The organism is Paenibacillus pasadenensis, assembly GCF_002864175.1.
Taxonomy (GTDB): domain Bacteria; phylum Bacillota; class Bacilli; order Paenibacillales; family Paenibacillaceae; genus Paenibacillus_O; species Paenibacillus_O pasadenensis.
Genome location: NZ_NFEZ01000004.1, coordinates 3,061,033 through 3,077,567, shown reverse-complemented (window position 1 = coordinate 3,077,567; position 16,535 = coordinate 3,061,033). Strand labels below are relative to the sequence as shown.

The following is a 16,535-nucleotide window of genomic DNA, read 5'->3' as shown; positions in this document are numbered from 1 at the left end:
ATGGGTCAAGGCACGACGAAGCGGATGCGCGTCCCGTCCTCGTAGCCCCGCAGCTGGTTGCCGATCCAGGAGCCGGCGCCGCGGTTGTCGGAGGACTTGACGTAGGCGACATCCGCGCCGGCTCCGCCTTCGCGGCACATCGCCATCGGCCACTCGTCCCGGTCGTATTTCTTGCGCGTCGGGATGCCCTGGAGCGACTCGCGGCGGTTGGCGTCCGCTCCGTCCCGGTCGATCGTGCAGATGGCCGAGGCGCCGGCGGCGATCGCGGCTCGGATATGCTCGGCCGTATCGGGATACCGCTCGGACGGGAAATAAATCGTCGCGTCATGGCCGGAGGGCGCGGCGGATGGCTGCGGCAGCTTGAGCTCGAACGAGCAGCCGCCGAGCAGCGCCGCCAGCAGCAGCGCGGCGAGCAGGGAGAAGAGCAGGCGAAGCGGTCGTCTGTCGGTGCGGGTCATGGTCGTCCTCCTGGTCGGTTCTCTCCTGTACGGAGCTTGTCTCCAGTATAACAGGGAACGTACGTTTGGGAAGACCAGGAACTGGAAAGGACGCCGACCGCTTCTAGCCCCGCCTCAAGGTTCATACAGATGAGAGATGGACTTCGCTCACCGGGCCAGAGGAGGGAATGGGATGCGAAAAAGGATTGCCGCCCCGAGACGGACAGCCGCCGACGCGGGACAAGCCGCAGACGGACGGCTGCCGGAGCATCGGCGCGGCATGGCTGTCCGCGCTGCCGCAAAAGGGCTGATCGCCGCCGCGGCGGGCTTGCTGCTTTGGCTCGCCCTCGGCTGCGGATCGGCCGGGATGGCGGGGACGGCGAAAGCGGCCGGCGCCGATCCGATCCGGCAGACGACCCAGGTTGTAGCCGTGCAGCAAGCGCCGGCTCCGGATTCGGCTCCCGCCAGCCATGGCATGAGTCACGGCGGTGGAACGGCGGGCGGCGGGCTGCAGGCGCCGCTGCAGGGCTGGCCGCTCGCTGCGGCCGTGTTCGAAATCTTGGCGCTGCTGCTGATCGGCGCCTTGACGATCCGCCAGATGCTGCGGCTGCGATACATGGAGCGGCCGGCCGAGATGCCGCTCATGATGTGCTGCATGGGCTTTTCGATGGCGGCCGGACTGGCCGGCGGCACGATCCTGTCGGTGCTGCTCGGCCAGTTCACGCTTCCTGCGATCGGCGCGGGAGCCGCCGCAGCCTGGGCCGGCTATGCGGCGGGCAGCCGCCACGGAGCCGCGCCGGCGCTGGAAGGTCTGCTCGGCGGCGCGATGGGCGGCCTGATGGGGCCGATGTTCGGCTATATGGCGTTGCCGGAGCATCCTTTTGCATCAGTGCTGTTCGCCCTCGCGCTGTTCATCGTCGTCGTACGGCTGCTCGGCCGCCTCGCTCGGGAAAAGCGCAGCGAAGCGGCCGCCTGCCTGGAGCCGGACGGCGGCTGAGCGTCGGGATGGCCTGATCCCTACTCGAAATAAAAAAGACGGAAGCTTCCGGCCGCAGCCGGGCTTCCGTCTTTTTTTACATGCAGCCGATTAGAACAGGAACGCGCCGATCAGCCCGCTCAAGAGGCCGGACGCGACGACGGAGCCGAACACGAGCCAGAGCACGCGCGCCGGGAAGGCGCGGCGCAGCATGAGCAGCGAGGGCAGGCTGACCGTCGGCAGCGTGACGAGCAGGGCGCCGGCGGCCGCGCCGCCGTAGCCGAGCGACAGGAACGACTGTACGATCGGAATTTCCGCCGCCGTCGGAATGACGAACAGCGTGCCCGCGATCGCGAACAGGATCAGCGCCAGCACCGTCGTGCCGGCTCCTTCGCCGAGCGTCGGGAACAGCCAGGCGCGCGCGGCGCCGAGCAGCAGCACGGCGAGGATGTACGCCGGGATGACGTTCAGCAGCATCGTGCCGAGGCTGCGTCCCCAGCGGACGAGGAACGGCCGGTCGTCCGCCTGGGCTGGAGCGAGCGCCTCGGCCGGCAGCTTGTCCTCGGAGACGGACGCGTCTCCCGCGAAGCGGTTCGCCAAGTAGCTGACGCCGAACGTGATCGCCAGGCCGAAGGCGAGGCGCAGCAGCGTGAAGTCCCAGCCGAGCACGAAGAACATGAAGATCAGCGTCGCCGGATTGAGCAGCGGATTGCCGAGCCAGAACGCGAGCGCGGCTCCGACGGAGACGTTTTTCTTGCGCAGGCCGGCGGCGATCGGCGCGGCGCAGCAGGAGCACATCATGCCGGGCAGCGAGGCGACGCCGCCCCATACGGTGCTGCGGAACGTGCGCTGGCCGAGCACGCGCATAAGCCAGTTCGCGGGCAGCAGCACCTGCACGAGCGAGCCGAGCAGGATGCCGAATACGGCGGCTTTCCATACGGCTTTATAGTAGACGACGGCATAGTCCCATGCGGACTGCCAGGAAGGATTCGGAATCGCTTCCTGGCCGCCGGTCAGGATCGAGCTGCCAATCGTATGCTCGGTGATCGCCTTGATCGCCTTGCCGTAGTAGGGCCACCACTTGATGTAGGTCAGGCCGGCGGCGGCGATGAGGATGAACAGGACGGCGAGCCACAGCGCTTTGCGGCCGTCGTTCTGCTGCCCGGAGGGCATGGGGGAAGAAGGGCTCAAGACGGAATAACCTCCTAGAATGGTGTCAGATGCTCGACTATTATAGCACAGCGCTCCAAAAGCGGAAGCGGAAGCGAAGCGCCAGGCGGCGGCCGGCCGGAGTTGGAGCCGGACCGAGCTTGTCGTATAATGGATGGGTTGAACGATAGCTTACGGAAAAGAGGGAAACCGATGTCGAAAACTCCAAGCGTCAAACTGACGTCCTTGTCCAGCAAGGGCGGCTGCGGCTGCAAGATCGGACCGGCCGACCTGTCGCAGGTGCTGCGCCAGCTCCCTCCGTCGGTGCCCAATCCCGACCTGCTCGTCGGGCTCGATACGAGCGACGACGCCGGCGTCTACCGGCTGAGCGCCGACATGGCGCTCGTGCAGACGGTCGATTTCTTCACGCCGATCGTCGACGACCCGTATGCGTTCGGGCAGATCGCCGCGGCCAATGCGATCAGCGACATCTATGCGATGGGCGGCAAGCCGCTGACGGCGCTCAACATCGTCGCGTTCCCGATCCAGACGCTGGACAAGGCCATTTTGGCCGACATCCTGCGCGGAGCGGGCGACAAGCTGGCCGAGTCCGGCGCGACGCTGCTCGGCGGCCACTCGATCGACGACAAGGAGCCGAAGTTCGGCATGGCCGTCACCGGCCTCGTGCATCCGGACCGGGTGCGGACCAACGCCGGGGCGAAGCCGGGCGACGCGCTGCTGCTGACGAAGCCGATCGGCGTCGGCATCTACACGACCTCGATCAAGAAGGACCAGCTCTCGCCGGACGAGGTCGCGCAAGTGACGCGCGTCATGTCGACGCTGAACCGCCGCGCCGCCGAGATCATGGACGGCTACGACGTGCATGCGTGCACGGACGTGACCGGCTTCGGCCTGCTCGGCCACGCGATGGAGATGGCCAAGGGAAGCGGCGTCGGCCTGACGATCGTCAAGAACGCCGTGCCGGTGCTGCCGCGCGCCCGCGAGCTGGCCGAAGCCGGCTTCATCCCCGGCGGCACGCGCAACAACCATGCGCATGTGAGCCCTTCGGTCGATTTTGCCGACCAGCATGACGAGATCGACCGCTTCATCCTGTGCGACGCGGTCACGTCGGGCGGCCTGCTGATCGCCGTCGCTGCGGAGCAGGCGCAGGCGCTGCTCGGTGAGCTGCGCGAGGGCGGCGTCGACGCCGCCATCATCGGCGAGGCGTCGGCCGAGCAGGCCGGACGCATCCGGACCGTATAAGAGAGAGAAGGAATGGCGATGTTTCAAGACTTGACCGTACCCGAGCTGCGGGACATGAGGGACCGCAAGGAGCTGACGATCGTCGACGTCCGCTCGCCCTCGGAATTCGCGGACGCGACGATTCCCGGCAGCGTCAACATCCCGTTCTTCGACGACGCCGAACGGGCGGAGATCGGCACGCTCTACAAGCAGCGCGGCATGGCCGAGGCCAAGCGGCGCGGGCTCGAGCTCATGAGCGCCAAGCTGCCGGCGTTCATCGCCGAATTCGCGGCGCTGCCGGGCAAGATCGCGCTGTTCTGCTGGCGCGGCGGCGGCCGCAGCCGCACGACGGCGACGCTGCTCGGCCTCATGGACATCCACTGCTACCGGGTGGCCGGCGGCTACCGCGAGTACCGCCGCTGGGTCGTGGAGACGCTGGAGACGTACCGGCTGGACAAGCCGGCCTACGTGCTGCACGGCAATACCGGCACCGGCAAGACGGCCATCCTCCGCCAGCTTGCCGAGGAAGGCTATCCGGTGCTCGATCTCGAGGGCTTCGCGTGCCATCGGGGCTCGATCTTCGGCGACGTCGGCCTGCGGGGGAGCAACCAGAAGACGTTCGACGCCGAGCTGCTGGAGACGCTGCTGCGCTTCGAGCGGGCTCCTTATGTCATCATGGAGGCGGAGAGCCGGCGCATCGGCAAATGCACGATGCCGCAGTTCCTCATGGACGCCAAGGAGAGCGGCGTGCCGATCCGGCTCGAGCTGCCGATGCCGGCGCGCGTGCGGCATATCGTGCAGGACTATCGGCCCGCGGAGCACAAGGAAGCCTGCCTGCATGCGTTCAAGATCATCAAGCCGCGCATGCACACTCCCGTGGCGAAGGAGATCCAGCAGAGCATCGGGCAGGACCGCTTCGACGTCGCGGCCGAGCTGCTGCTGGAGCATTATTACGATCCGCGCTACGAGCATGGAGCGGACCGCTACGACCAGGAGCGGGAGCGGCTCGTGCGGGCGCGCACGGAGCAGGAGGCTTTGGACGGCGTAAGGGCGGCTTTGCCGGACGTGCAGGCATGACCGACGGGTCTGCCGGACGGCTGCGGCCGATGAACGATCATGCTCCCGGCGAACGGGACGAAGCGGAGATCCACACCGTTTCGTCCCGTTTTTGCGTTCCATGCCGGGCCGGAGCGCCGATCTCGCGTCCGGGCATCGCCGAGGACGGGCTCGTCCGCCCCCGATCGGTCAATCGTGAAAGAATTCGTACGATCGCCGCCTACAGCCCCGAGTCCTCATCCTCTATACTAGCCTCATCCACTAGCGAGAGGTGAATTCATGGACTTGCCTTCCCTTCAACCTGCCGATCCAGCCCGCGCGCGACCCGATGTGAAAGCGATTACCAAAAAGGCCGGGCAGCGCTGGAACGCGCCAGTCGTCGGCTATCTGTTCATCGCTCCTTGGCTGCTCGGCTTTCTCATCCTGCAGCTATGGCCGATCATCCAGTCCTTCTATCTGTCGATGACCGAGTTCTCGCTGCTGGAGCCGGCCCGCTGGATCGGCCTCGACAACTACCGGGACATCTCGCAGGACCGCTTGTTCTTCAATTCGCTTCGTGTCACCTTCGTTTATGTCGCCGCCTCGGTGCCGCTCAAGCTGATCGCCGCCCTGCTGATCGCCATGCTGCTGAACCGACAGATCCGGGGCATCTCGTTCTACCGCACCCTCGTCTATCTGCCTTCCCTGATCGGAGGCAGCCTGGCCGTGGCCGTGCTGTGGCGCAATATTTTCGGCCTCAACGGCTTCGTCAACCAGCTGGCCGTCCTGGTCGGCATCGATCCCAAGAACTGGATCGGCACGCCGTCCACCGCGCTCGGCACGCTGGTGCTTCTGACCGCCTGGCAGTTCGGCTCCGCGATGATCATCTTCCTCGCCGGACTCAAGCAGATTCCGTCCGAGCTGTACGAGGCCGCCTCGGTCGACGGCGCGTCGAGGCTGCGCAAGTTCGCGCGGATCACGCTGCCGATGCTGTCGCCGGTCATCCTGTTCAACCTCGTCATGGGCATCATCAACGCCTTCCAGATGTTCACGTCCGCCTACATCGTCACGAACGGCGGCCCGGTCAACTCCACGGAGATGTTCGCGCTGTTCCTGTACAACAAGGCGTTCGGCTCGCTGCAGATGGGATACGCCTCGGCGCTGGCCTGGATTCTGCTCGTCATCATCGGTGTCGTGACGGCGCTCAACTTCGTCGCGTCGAAGTATTGGGTGTTCTATGAAACGGAGGGACGAAAATGAACGGCAAGCCTCGCAAAAGCAACCTGCTCGTCCATCTGGTCATGATCGCCGCTTGCCTGGTCATGTCCTATCCTCTGCTGTGGTGGATCGGCGCGTCGTTCAAATCGGCGGCGGAGCTCGGCAATCCCGGCTTGTTTCCCGAGCAGTGGCTCTGGCGAAACTACTCCGACGGCTGGGTCGCCCTGCCGCAATACACCTTCACGCGGTTTTTCGAGAACAGCCTCCTGCTGAACGCCACGACGACGCTGCTGCATGTCGTCTCGGCCAGCCTCGTCGCCTTCGGCTTCGCGAGGCTGACCTTTCCGCTCAAGGGCATGTGGTTCTCGATCCTGCTGCTCACCTTGATGCTGCCGGGCCAAGTGACGCTGATTCCGCAGTATACGATGTTCCACGCCTTTGATTGGATCAACACGTATTTGCCGCTGATCGTGCCGTCCGCGATGGGCGGAGCGTTCTTCATCTTCCTCCTCGTGCAGTTCATCCGGGGCATCCCGCGAGAGCTCGACGAGTCGGCGAAGATCGACGGCTGCTCCTGGTTCGGCATCTACGCGCGGATCGTCATGCCGCTGACCGTGCCGGCGCTGATCACGGTCATGATCTTCTCGTTCATCTGGGGATGGGACGACTACTTCGGCCCGCTGATCTACCTCAATACCGTGGACAAGTACACCGTTCCGCTCGCCCTGCGCATGTTCATCGACACGCAGTCCGCCGTCGCCTGGGGCCAGCTGCTGGCGATGTCGCTCTTGTCCGTGCTTCCGCCGGTGCTCATTTTCTTCCTGGCGCAGAAGCATTTCGTCGAGGGCATCGCCACCTCCGGCCTAAAAGGATAGGCGCCTGCGCTCTGGCGCAGCTCCGCGGACACGGATAAAATGGGAGCCCTGGGGAGAGCGGGCGACAGCCGCCTTTCCCGTAATCGGATCACTAAACGCGGCTCAAAACGATTACGAAGAGCGTTGTACTTGGCGGTGTTATGCGGCATTCGAGGCGGTGTGAACGTGAAATTAAGGATGTATTACGATAGGAAAAGAGAAGAGGGCAAGCCCTATAAGGTGACGGTGATTGCTTGCGCCAACAAGCTACTGCATCACATTAACGCCATCTTAAAGAAGAGCCAGCCCTATCAAACGTAACCCATATTTAACCAACACCCTCCACGCCAATGGAGGTTATTTGGTGTGTACAGAAATTATATCAACTTTTCTTCATAAGACCAAGCGGCCCAAGCTTGACAAACATTAGCTGGTTTTTATGCTGTACAGGAAGCACATACCAGTCTATAATTCCCTCATTATGGATTAATGGGGGAAAAGAAGTGGAGAGACTAAAGAGCTTCTACTGGAGCGTATTGCTCGTTATTGTACTATGGGCGAGCACATTCTTGATCTTTACAAAGGATGAGTGGTCGCAAGGGCGAGGAGTATTTGGTGATATGTTCGGAGCCGTGAATGCCTTGTTTTCTGGCTTGGCTTTTGCAGGAATCATTTACACCATACAAATGCAGCGCAAAGAGCTCGCCCTTCAGAGGGATGAGTTGGTCCTACAAAGAGAAGAGATTAGTAAATCAACGGACGAACTTGCTGGGCAAAAGGAATTGATGGCTAAACAGCAATTTGACAATACGTTCTTCAATTTATTGTCGTTGCATTCACAAGTTCTAGAAAGCTTAGAATACCCAGATAACATTAAAGGACATCAGGTATTTAAAAAGTTTCATACCAAAATGAGAACCAGACTTACCGACAATAGCATCGTTACATTTAAGCAGGTATATGAGGAATCCAATTTGGCATTTGATAACTTCATAAAAACTACTGTTACAATAGTTGATTTTGTAAAGTCTCAATCCTCATTAACTTATACATCAAAGCGACAGTATCTTGATTTTTACAAGACACAATTTGGTGATCACGAGAAAATCTTTCTTTTCTACTACTGTCACTCTTATGATGTAGGTTTGAAGTACATTCTACACGAATACAATTTTTTAGAAGGGATTGATGAAAGTTTGTTTGTTGATGAACTCAAAGAATTTTGGGCATTTGATAGTAAATTCAAAAATTTGGTAATCAGTAATTAATTTTTGGTCACTCAATAGAGTGGCCTTTTTGTTTGCCCTTAGATCTTACAGCCACCGAACAACATCCGCAAGGAGAAAGAGAAGAGCATTGATGAGATCGTAGACATTATCCTCGTCAGAGTGGACTACCTGGGAAAGTTCAATGAGATAGCACGGGATGACAAGGCATTGCAGTGGGAGATTGACGATAGAATCAAAGCGACATACGATGCAATCGAAGCCGATCTCGGGATTAGGTTGCTGACAGAAGAACAGCCGACTCGTATGGCAACTAGCATACATTCATGTCGTTTACCTGTCGAATTATACGAGATTCATGTCGAATCGTGGCGAAAATCAGGCAAGGCGGTTCCTCCTGGCGACCCTGACCCCCGGCGGGTGCGATGGACCCCCGAACCCGGCTAGTCGCAAATTCAAAAAATCACTTCCGCTTCTGGTAGTCCAGAATGGGGCGGTTTTTATTTATCACTTCATCTAACGTCCGTATGAAGACATACGAAAAAACCACCTCCAAAGCGGAAGTGGTTTTTTCGTATGGGGCGGAAGTGTAACTGTGAAAGCCCCATTGCAGCAAAGTCTCTTACGGTATCTAGCATGAACACATTGTCTGTAGCAAGTCACAGTATGCCTTTGTGTAAAGGGGGGGGCTTGGTTTGAAAAGAAAAAACTTGAGCTCTTTTTTCATTGATTTGCATTTTTTATTTTTATGACGAGCGGAGTTCTCCCTTTAAGGAAGGTCCGCTCGGTGTTAGACCCAATTAGCCTGGCTAGTTTTGTTTGCTTGCCTTGATAACATCCTTAGTAATAGTTTTTTTAGTCCACCGTTTCAAGATAAGGATTGCTAGAATTCCAATAAAACAAATAGCTAAATCTGCTGTACTAAGATAAATGTTGATATTCATGGATTGACTCCTCTCATTATAGGAGGGCCTTTCACCAAGAGCTTCATTTTAGCACACAAACTTCAAATAATCCAAATTACTAAATATTGATAAGGCAGAATGTCGATTCAAGCTTTTTGATGATTCCCAATACAACAGACTATTGCAGATATTTGGAAGATCTTGCATACTGATGAGATGGGGGTGGAAGTTTTGAGGAAAATCGATCGAACAATAAAATTCAACGAGCAAGTTCATTTTCTTATGTCTAAGTTAGAGGCTGATTCAAAATTCAAAAATTCCGACCTTGTAATATCGAAGTATGTTTATCATCTATACTCTAAAATTAAAAGAACCTTCAAATCAATTGATGTTATTTTGAAGAGTGATATTAAAAATAGCTACATCGAAACCATTCCTCTTTTACGAATTATTGTTGAATCATATTTCCACATTGCTTACATAAACAAAAATAAGAGTAGAATGAGATTGATTGCTTCTCAATATGAGAATTTAGCCAAACTTGAGTTGTTTAATTTAGGGAAGTATTACCACTATTGGTCTTTGGAAACGGACATTCATCAAGATTATTTAGATGTTATCAAAAATCATTATGCTGGAAAGAAAGAACCTAATGTTCCCAATAAATTAAAAAAAGTCTACCTGCTTGCTAAAGAGGTGGGACGTTATGATTTTTATGTTGAGTTGTACACCTTAATGAGCGGATTTGTCCACTTTAGTCCTAACACAAGAAACTTGCACGGAGAACAACAAGATGACACATTCACATTCAATAAGTACGTATATGATGAGGAAGCCGATTACTCAATAAGATTCCATTTGATCCAAAGCATCATTTTAGCAATAGGCTGTATCGAGAATATTTTCGAATTGGATGATTATAGAGTCAATATTCTTGCTCCAGCGAGTGAGGATTGGCACGTAATAAGACAGATGAGGTTGAAAGCACCCCAATGAGGGTGTTTTTTTATTTGATGCAGCAACGTCGCAGGTACTGAAAGAAGAGTGAAAATTGAAAAGGCATCATCCGTTTGTGGATAATGCCCCGCGGTCCCTGCACCACATATTGTATAAGGCTCCATTCTTGCCACGTGCTGCCAGGGACAGCGAAATAATGAATATGCTCATAAGCATCATCCCCTCAGGAGAAATAAGAGGAAGCAGATATGAAAGAGCCCAACCAACAGCACCGGATGCGAGCATGTTGGAAAATGGGTTCTGCATTGTCTGAATCATTCCTTCGGCAAGTGTTGGATTCGAACCAACGCCTGTAACAACCAAATTCTTGTAAGCAAATATACCCCGACTAAAGTTGAAGGTCAAGTGCTCACTTAACATTGCTTCTTTTTATGCCTTTAACGGAAGGTTGATATAAGAATTTATGAGCATATAAGAAGTTGTCATTTCTTGTGTGGGTCAGATTGTTTCTTTCTAATTCTATTCGAGCTTTCTTACGAGGATAAGCGTAGCAGGTGCTGATCGCTGCTTCATCGCCAGGACCGGGAATAAAATTAGTCTGTAAGGTTTTTTTGGGTTTCATGGGTCTGCTCCTAACGCTGATCGAGCCGGTTCAAACCCTTAAATCAGGACCACGCACCTCTTATTCGATTGAGCACGTAGAATAACACGATTTTACGCCTGTTTTCGTCGGTTTACGCTTGGCTAAACTTTGATCACCTTCGGCTCCACAACACCTTCTCCAATCGCTTTCCGATACTCGTACGGCGACAGATCGTACAAGCTGCCGTGCATGCGATGACGATTGTAGTTGTCGATAAAGCCGCTGACGACCTCGTACGCATGTTGATAACTCTCAAATTCATGTCGTTGGTAACACTCTGCTTCCAGAATGGCATGGAAGGATTCGATGTGAGCGTTCTTATTCGGCGTCTTCGGCGGGATGCGTTCGTGCACCATTTCAACCTGTCCACAGGCCTCTTCAAACCGGTGGCTGATGAACTAGGGGCCATTGTCCGATCGAATGACGGGCCGATTCGCTTTGTCAAAGAGTTGGCGCCTCATGAGCGCTTCCTGCGTGATTCGAACCAGATCCTTGGCTTCGCAGGACAAGCCGTGATAACAGGCGACCACGGCCCGGTCGAAACGTCCGCCAACGCCTCCATGATCCATTCGCTGATTTGTTCATCGCTGATGCGCTTTCCCTCTTGCGTGCAGGAGTAGCCCGGCGCAGGGCGCCCGCCCGTGTAGATTCGCTCCTGCTTCGGCGCCGATCGACTCACATGGGCATAATACGTGGATCGCTCCACGTCCAGGATGCGGAGCACGAGACAGATGGAATGGCCGCGCAGAATGTAGGTCTGCGCAAGAGCTATTTTATCCGCAAGTGAGGGTTCGTTTTTTTTAACAGGTCACGGAGGATTTCCCTCTCCAGCGCCTGCTCCGCATACAGCTTTTTGAGCTTCTCGTGTTCTTTTTCCAAGGCCGCGTAGTCTGACGAAGAAGGAATGAACGCCGCTTGTTTCAACGCCTCTCCGTCCAACTGTCCCAGGTCGCTTCGCTTCAGCTCTTTCGCCCAGCGCAGCACCATTTTGGGATCAAGCTCATGCTGCCTGGCGACCGCCGTCATGTTCCCCGTCTCCAGGCCTTTGGCTACCACCATTTTTTTGAAATTCAGATCGTACCGTTTTCTCTCCATCCGTCTTCCCCTCCGATTGATTTTAGTGTATCGGAATAAGGGGTGTGCTGTCCAAGTTCGGATAGGGGCTAAAAAGGAAGAAGATTCTGATTCCAAAGCAGGGCTTTTTAAATTGGCTTGGATAATTTGGTGCCCAATTGGTGCCCAGCTCTCAAAATCGTCATGATGAACAGCTGCGATAAAACGAAAAAGTCCTTGATATATAAGGTTTTACAACAAAAAAAGCGAGGCCCCCTTGCGGGGGCCTCTTTCATGGGAGAGGAGAAACCGGACGAAGAGCTTATGGGGAAACGTAAGCCTTCTCCGCGGTGTCTACGGCATCTCTCGACGCCGGTAGTACAAGGATGTCCGCCCGGCGCGCCGCTTATACATGCGTTCGCTTAAAAATCTCCCGCTATGCTAAAATCGAAGGCAAGAGGAGGGAGAGCATGGCGGAAAAAGAAGAGCTCGTCCGGTTCGGCGTCGCATTTCCGGCGCCGCTGATCGAGCGGTTCGACGGCTATATCGAGGCGAAGGGCTATACGAACCGCTCGGAGGCGATCCGGGACATGGCCCGCAAGGCCATGCTGGAGGACGAGGGGATCGCGCCGGAGACGGCGGTCGCGGGCACGATCTCGCTCGTGTACGACCATCATGTGCGGGAGCTGCCGCTGCTGCTGACCGAGCTGCAGCATGACTACCACGAAGAGATCATCAGCACGATGCATGTCCATCTGACGCATCATCAGTGCATGGAGATCATCCTCATCCGCGGGCGCGTGGAGAGGCTGCGCAGGCTCCATGGGGCGATCCAGGCGCAGAAAGGCGTGCAGGTCGCGGAAATGTCGGTCACGTTTTTGGAATAGGAGATCGAGCGCGGGGAGATTCGGCTGGCTGCGCTTCGTTCTCGTTCGGTCCCGCGCGGCGAGCGTTCCGCGTTGGCGCCAGGACAACTCACGGCTGCTCCAGGTCGCGTCGGCGGACCTGCGGGCAGTCTTTTTCGTTTTCCCTATCCGTCTATATGTCAGATAATATGACGTAAAGAGGCAGTTTTTCATAGGCAGATCCGGCATCGTGTGCTACAATCGGGAGGAATCGTAACACACAGGAGCCGTGCAGCGGAAAATGGGGGAGAGAACATGAGGCATGATCGGGGAAGGCAGGACGTCAGGAACGGGAGCGGAGCCGGCATCCGCCGGGAAAAGCGCCGAAAGCTGAGGCCGGCTGTCGCAGCCGCGCTCATCGCCGTCGCGCTAGCAGGCTGCGCTGGAGCGGAAGGAACGCCGGCGCCTTCGGCCAAGCCGGCAGGGGCCGGCGCGGAGACGGGCGGCAACGCCGGGCAAGCCGCAGCCCAGGCGAAGGACAGCCTTATCCTGGCTGTCGGCTCGGAGCCGGAGACGGGGTTCGACCCGGTCACCGGCTGGGGCCGATACGGCTCGCCGCTTTTCCAGAGCACCTTGCTGAAGCGCGACGACGACTTGAACATCGTGAACGATCTGGCGACCGGCTACGAGGTCAGCGGCGACGGACTGGAGTGGACCGTCAAGCTGCGGGGAGACGCTGTCTTCACGGACGGCGTGCCGGTGACGGCCGAAGATGTGGCGTTCACATTCGAGCAGACGGCGAAGAGCGGGGCGGCCGTCGATCTGACGAATCTCGAGGCCGTGGAAGCCCCGGCCGTGGATGTGGTCGTATTCCGCCTCCATTCGCCGCAGTCGACGTTCGTCAGCCTGCTCGTCTCCACCGGCATCGTGCCGAAGCATGCGTATGGCCCGAGCTACGCCGAGCAGCCGATCGGCTCGGGGCCGTTCCAGCTTGTGCAGTGGGACAAGGGCCAGCAGCTGATCGTAGAGGCCAATCCCAATTATTACGGGCGCAAGCCGTCCTTCAAGCGCTTGACGTTCCTGTTTCTCGGCGAGGACGCGGCGTTCGCGGCCGCCAAGGCCGGGGAGGCGGACGTCGCCTACATCCCGTCGTCGTTCAGCCGTCAGCCGGTGGCGGGCATGACGCTCGTCGACGTGAAGTCGGTGGACAATCGCGGCATCCAATTCCCCTACAAGCCCGCCGGCGGCAAGACGTCAGGCGGCGATCCGATCGGCAACGACGTGACGTCCGACCCGGCGATCCGCAAAGCGGTGAACGCGGCGATCGACCGGCAGGCGCTCGTCGACGGCGTGCTGGACGGCTACGGCTCTCCCGCCTATTCTCCGAGCGACGGTCTGCCTTGGTGGAACCCGGATACGACGGTGCCGGACGGAGATCCCGCCGCTGCGCGGCAGCTGCTGGAGCAGGGCGGCTGGAGCGATCCCGACGGCGACGGCATTTTGGACAAGGACGGCCGACGGGCGGAATTCACGCTGCTCTATCCCGCCGGAGACGTGACCCGCCAGTCGCTCGCGCTGGCCGCGGCGGACATGGTGCGGGAGGCAGGCATCGAGATCCGCCCGGACGGCAAGAGCTGGGAGGAGATCGAGAAGCGCATGCATGCGGATGCGACGCTGTTCGGCTGGGGGAGCCATGATCCGCTGGAGATGGACCATTTGTTCCGCGGCGCGTCCGGCGGCGTCGGCTACTACAACGCCGGCTATTACGCCAACAAGACCGTCGATGCCTGGATGGACAAAGCTCTTGCCGCGCCGTCCGAGACCGAAGCGCTGGAGTTCTGGAAGAAGGCGCAGTGGGACGGCGAGACGGGCTTCAGCGCGCTAGGCGACGCGCCATGGGCTTGGCTCGTCAACCTCGACCATCTGTATCTCGTGAGCGACAAGCTGGACGTCGGCAAGCAGCGCATCCAGCCGCATGGACACGGCTGGCCGATTACCGACAACATCGCGGACTGGACATGGAAAAGCTGAGCGCGGACATCCAAGACGGGCGGAGGCGCGGGGCCGGAGCAGAGGCGGCGCAGTCCGCTTCGGGAGGCGAAGGCATCAAGGGCGGCTGGGGCTTGTACCTCCTTGGAAAGGCGCTCCGGCTCATCCTGCTGCTCGCGGCGGTGAGCGCCGTCACGTTCACGCTCGTCAGCCATTCGCCGGTCGATCCGGTGCGGGCGTACATCGGCGCCGACATCCTCCGCGTCGGACCGGAGCAGCAGGCGCAGATCGCCGCCTACTGGGGGCTGGACGAGCCTCCGCTCGAGCGGTTTTTCCGCTGGGTCGGGGCGCTGCTGAGCGGCGACCTCGGCACGTCGATGATCTACCGCGAGCCGGTGGCGGACGTGATCGCGGAGCGCTTCGCGAGCTCGGCGCTGCTGATGGCCGCGGCGTGGCTGCTGTCCGGCGCGCTCGGCTTCTCCGCCGGCATCGCGGCCGCGATGGCGCATGGCCGCTGGCCGGATCGGCTCATCCGCCGCTGCTGCTATCTGCTCGCCTCGACGCCGCCGTTCTGGCTGGCGCTGCTGCTGCTCACGGTGTTCGGCGTCGCGCTCGGCTGGTTCCCGATCGGCCTGGCCGCTCCGGCCGGAATGGCGGCGGAGGAGGTCGGCTGGCTGGACCGGCTGCGCCACATGGCGCTGCCGGCGCTGACGCTGAGCGTCGTCGGCATCGCGCCGGTCGCGCTCCATACGCGCCAGAAGCTGCTCGAGGTGCTGGCGAGCGACCATGCGCTGTACGCCCGCTCCCGCGGCGAGCGCGGCTGGGCGCTGCTGCGCAGGCATGGACTGCGGGCGGTCGCCCTGCCGGCGCTCTCGCTGCAGCTGGCCGGCTTCAGCGAGCTGTTCGGCGGCGCCGTGCTGGCGGAGCAGGTGTTTTCGTATCCGGGGCTCGGCCAGGCGACGGTGCAAGCGGGACTTCGCGGCGACGTGCCGCTGCTCATGGGGCTCGTGCTCGGCAGCGCGTTGTTCGTCTTTGCCGGCAACCTGCTCGCCGATCTGAGCTATCGGCTGGTCGATCCGAGGCTGCGCGAAAGGAGCCGTACATCATGATGGAGCGCCCTGAAATGAAGGCTGCGACCCAGCGGAAGGCCGTCCCGGCGGCAAGCCTGCCGTCGGGACGGCTCCGGCTGCTCGTCGGAGCCGCGCTGCTCGTCGCCGCTCTGCTGGGGCTCGGCCTCTGGGCGTCGCTCTCCGGCGGCGGAGAGGGATTGCGCACGAATCTGGCCGAGCGCAGCCTGCCGCCGTCCTGGGGTCATCCGCTCGGCACGGACTGGCTCGGACGCGACATGCTGGTCCGCACTGTGCAAGGGCTGTGGCTCAGCCTGCAGGTCGGCCTGCTCGCATCGTTGGCCGGAACGGCGATCGCCGCCGCCGCCGGCCTCTCGGCCGCGCTGCTCGGCCGCACGGCGGACCGGATCGTCTCCTGGCTGATGGATCTGTTCCTCAGCCTGCCGCATCTGGTGACGCTGATCCTGATCGCTTTCGTTTGCGGAGGCGGCTTGCGCGGCGTCCTCATCGGCGTCGCCCTGACCCATTGGCCTTCGCTCGCCAGGCTCATCCGCGCGGAGGCGATGCAGCTGCGGTCGGCCGATTATGTCGCCGTGTCGCGGTCGCTCGGAAAGTCCCGCGTCTGGATCATGACGCGGCATCTGCTGCCCCATCTGCTGCCGCAGCTGCTGACCGGCTGCCTGCTTCTATTCCCTCATGCGATCCTGCATGAAGCGGCGATCACCTTCATCGGGCTCGGCCTGCCTCCCGACCAGCCGGCGATCGGCGTCATCTTGTCCGAGTCGATGCGGTATCTCAATGCCGGATTGTGGTGGCTGGCGGTATTCCCGGGCGTGGCGCTGCTGCTGCTCGTCGGCGCCTTCGACCGGCTCGGCCATGCGGCGTCGGCGCTGCTCGATCCGGGGCGGTCGCAGCAGTGAGGCCGGCATCCGGACGAAA

The 16,535-nt window shown here is 59.3% G+C and carries 17 protein-coding genes and 1 pseudogene; 13 read left to right on the top strand and 5 right to left on the bottom strand.

Features of this window, described 5'->3' with window-relative positions; genetic code table 11:
- Nucleotides 1-5 precede the first annotated feature (5 nt).
- A complete protein-coding gene (locus tag B8V81_RS22935; protein ID WP_043110721.1) occupies nucleotides 6-458 on the bottom strand; it encodes a NucA/NucB deoxyribonuclease domain-containing protein in 453 nt (150 codons plus the stop codon).
- A 172-nt stretch (nucleotides 459-630) separates the two neighbouring features.
- Between B8V81_RS22935 and B8V81_RS22930 the strand changes: the two genes are divergently transcribed.
- Nucleotides 631-1,434 (top strand): hypothetical protein, encoded by an 804-nt coding sequence (locus B8V81_RS22930; protein ID WP_028596840.1) that lies wholly within the window; start codon nucleotides 631-633, stop codon nucleotides 1,432-1,434.
- Nucleotides 1,435-1,524: 90 nt separating this feature from the next.
- Here the strand turns inward: B8V81_RS22930 and B8V81_RS22925 are convergent, their stop codons facing one another.
- Complete coding sequence (locus B8V81_RS22925) at nucleotides 1,525-2,586, bottom strand: permease (RefSeq protein ID WP_028596839.1); 1,062 nt, start codon at nucleotides 2,584-2,586, stop codon at nucleotides 1,525-1,527.
- 189 nt (nucleotides 2,587-2,775) lie between these two features.
- Here B8V81_RS22925 and selD point away from each other — a divergent pair, with 189 nt between their 5' ends.
- The 7 genes and pseudogenes from selD to B8V81_RS25035 all read left to right on the top strand — a co-directional run bounded on the left by selD (nucleotide 2,776) and on the right by B8V81_RS25035 (nucleotide 10,038).
- Nucleotides 2,776-3,825, top strand: a complete 1,050-nt coding sequence (gene selD, locus B8V81_RS22920) for a selenide, water dikinase SelD (protein WP_028596838.1) — start codon at nucleotides 2,776-2,778, stop codon at nucleotides 3,823-3,825.
- An 18-nt stretch (nucleotides 3,826-3,843) separates the two neighbouring features.
- Entirely contained in the window at nucleotides 3,844-4,881 is a 1,038-nt protein-coding gene (gene mnmH, locus B8V81_RS22915) for a tRNA 2-selenouridine(34) synthase MnmH (protein WP_101809253.1), read from the top strand.
- Nucleotides 4,882-5,139: 258 nt separating this feature from the next.
- Nucleotides 5,140-6,099 (top strand): carbohydrate ABC transporter permease, encoded by a 960-nt coding sequence (locus B8V81_RS22910; protein WP_028596836.1) that lies wholly within the window; start codon nucleotides 5,140-5,142, stop codon nucleotides 6,097-6,099.
- Nucleotides 6,096-6,932, top strand: coding sequence for a carbohydrate ABC transporter permease (locus B8V81_RS22905; protein WP_028596835.1), 837 nt, complete (start codon nucleotides 6,096-6,098; stop codon nucleotides 6,930-6,932). The genes B8V81_RS22910 and B8V81_RS22905 overlap by 4 nt, the downstream gene beginning before the upstream one ends.
- A gap of 57 nt (nucleotides 6,933-6,989) precedes the next feature.
- Nucleotides 6,990-7,232 (top strand): annotated as a pseudogene (locus tag B8V81_RS22900) (transposase); the annotation flags it as partial.
- A 299-nt stretch (nucleotides 7,233-7,531) separates the two neighbouring features.
- Nucleotides 7,532-8,179, top strand: coding sequence for a putative phage abortive infection protein (locus tag B8V81_RS22895; protein WP_028596834.1), 648 nt, complete (start codon nucleotides 7,532-7,534; stop codon nucleotides 8,177-8,179).
- Between the two features lie 1,145 nt (nucleotides 8,180-9,324).
- Entirely contained in the window at nucleotides 9,325-10,038 is a 714-nt protein-coding gene (locus B8V81_RS25035) for a DUF5677 domain-containing protein (RefSeq protein ID WP_127464580.1), read from the top strand.
- A gap of 370 nt (nucleotides 10,039-10,408) precedes the next feature.
- Here the strand turns inward: B8V81_RS25035 and B8V81_RS25030 are convergent, their stop codons facing one another.
- On the bottom strand, nucleotides 10,409-10,621 hold the full coding sequence (locus tag B8V81_RS25030; protein ID WP_127464579.1) for a hypothetical protein: 213 nt from the start codon (nucleotides 10,619-10,621) through the stop codon (nucleotides 10,409-10,411).
- Nucleotides 10,622-10,743: 122 nt separating this feature from the next.
- A complete protein-coding gene (locus B8V81_RS26325) occupies nucleotides 10,744-10,932 on the bottom strand; it encodes an IS3 family transposase (RefSeq protein WP_373864137.1) in 189 nt (62 codons plus the stop codon).
- A 57-nt stretch (nucleotides 10,933-10,989) separates the two neighbouring features.
- On the opposite strand from B8V81_RS26325, the gene B8V81_RS26320 reads away from it, so the two are divergent.
- Nucleotides 10,990-11,262, top strand: coding sequence for a hypothetical protein (locus B8V81_RS26320; protein ID WP_127464578.1), 273 nt, complete (start codon nucleotides 10,990-10,992; stop codon nucleotides 11,260-11,262).
- A gap of 148 nt (nucleotides 11,263-11,410) precedes the next feature.
- Here B8V81_RS26320 and B8V81_RS22885 read toward each other — a convergent pair whose 3' ends face one another.
- On the bottom strand, nucleotides 11,411-11,737 hold the full coding sequence (locus tag B8V81_RS22885; RefSeq protein WP_028596832.1) for a transposase: 327 nt from the start codon (nucleotides 11,735-11,737) through the stop codon (nucleotides 11,411-11,413).
- A gap of 428 nt (nucleotides 11,738-12,165) precedes the next feature.
- Between B8V81_RS22885 and nikR the strand changes: the two genes are divergently transcribed.
- The 4 genes from nikR (at nucleotide 12,166) to B8V81_RS22865 (ending at nucleotide 16,516) form a co-directional block, all read left to right on the top strand.
- Entirely contained in the window at nucleotides 12,166-12,582 is a 417-nt protein-coding gene (nikR, locus tag B8V81_RS22880; RefSeq protein WP_028596831.1) for a nickel-responsive transcriptional regulator NikR, read from the top strand.
- A 273-nt stretch (nucleotides 12,583-12,855) separates the two neighbouring features.
- Complete coding sequence (locus B8V81_RS22875) at nucleotides 12,856-14,571, top strand: ABC transporter substrate-binding protein (RefSeq protein ID WP_101809252.1); 1,716 nt, start codon at nucleotides 12,856-12,858, stop codon at nucleotides 14,569-14,571.
- Nucleotides 14,559-15,638: an ABC transporter permease gene (locus tag B8V81_RS22870; protein WP_084136412.1), complete on the top strand. Its 1,080-nt coding sequence runs from the start codon at nucleotides 14,559-14,561 to the stop codon at nucleotides 15,636-15,638. Before B8V81_RS22875 ends, B8V81_RS22870 begins: the two co-directional genes overlap by 13 nt.
- On the top strand, nucleotides 15,635-16,516 hold the full coding sequence (locus B8V81_RS22865) for an ABC transporter permease (protein WP_373864136.1): 882 nt from the start codon (nucleotides 15,635-15,637) through the stop codon (nucleotides 16,514-16,516). The genes B8V81_RS22870 and B8V81_RS22865 overlap by 4 nt, the downstream gene beginning before the upstream one ends.
- Nucleotides 16,517-16,535: the final 19 nt, after the last annotated feature.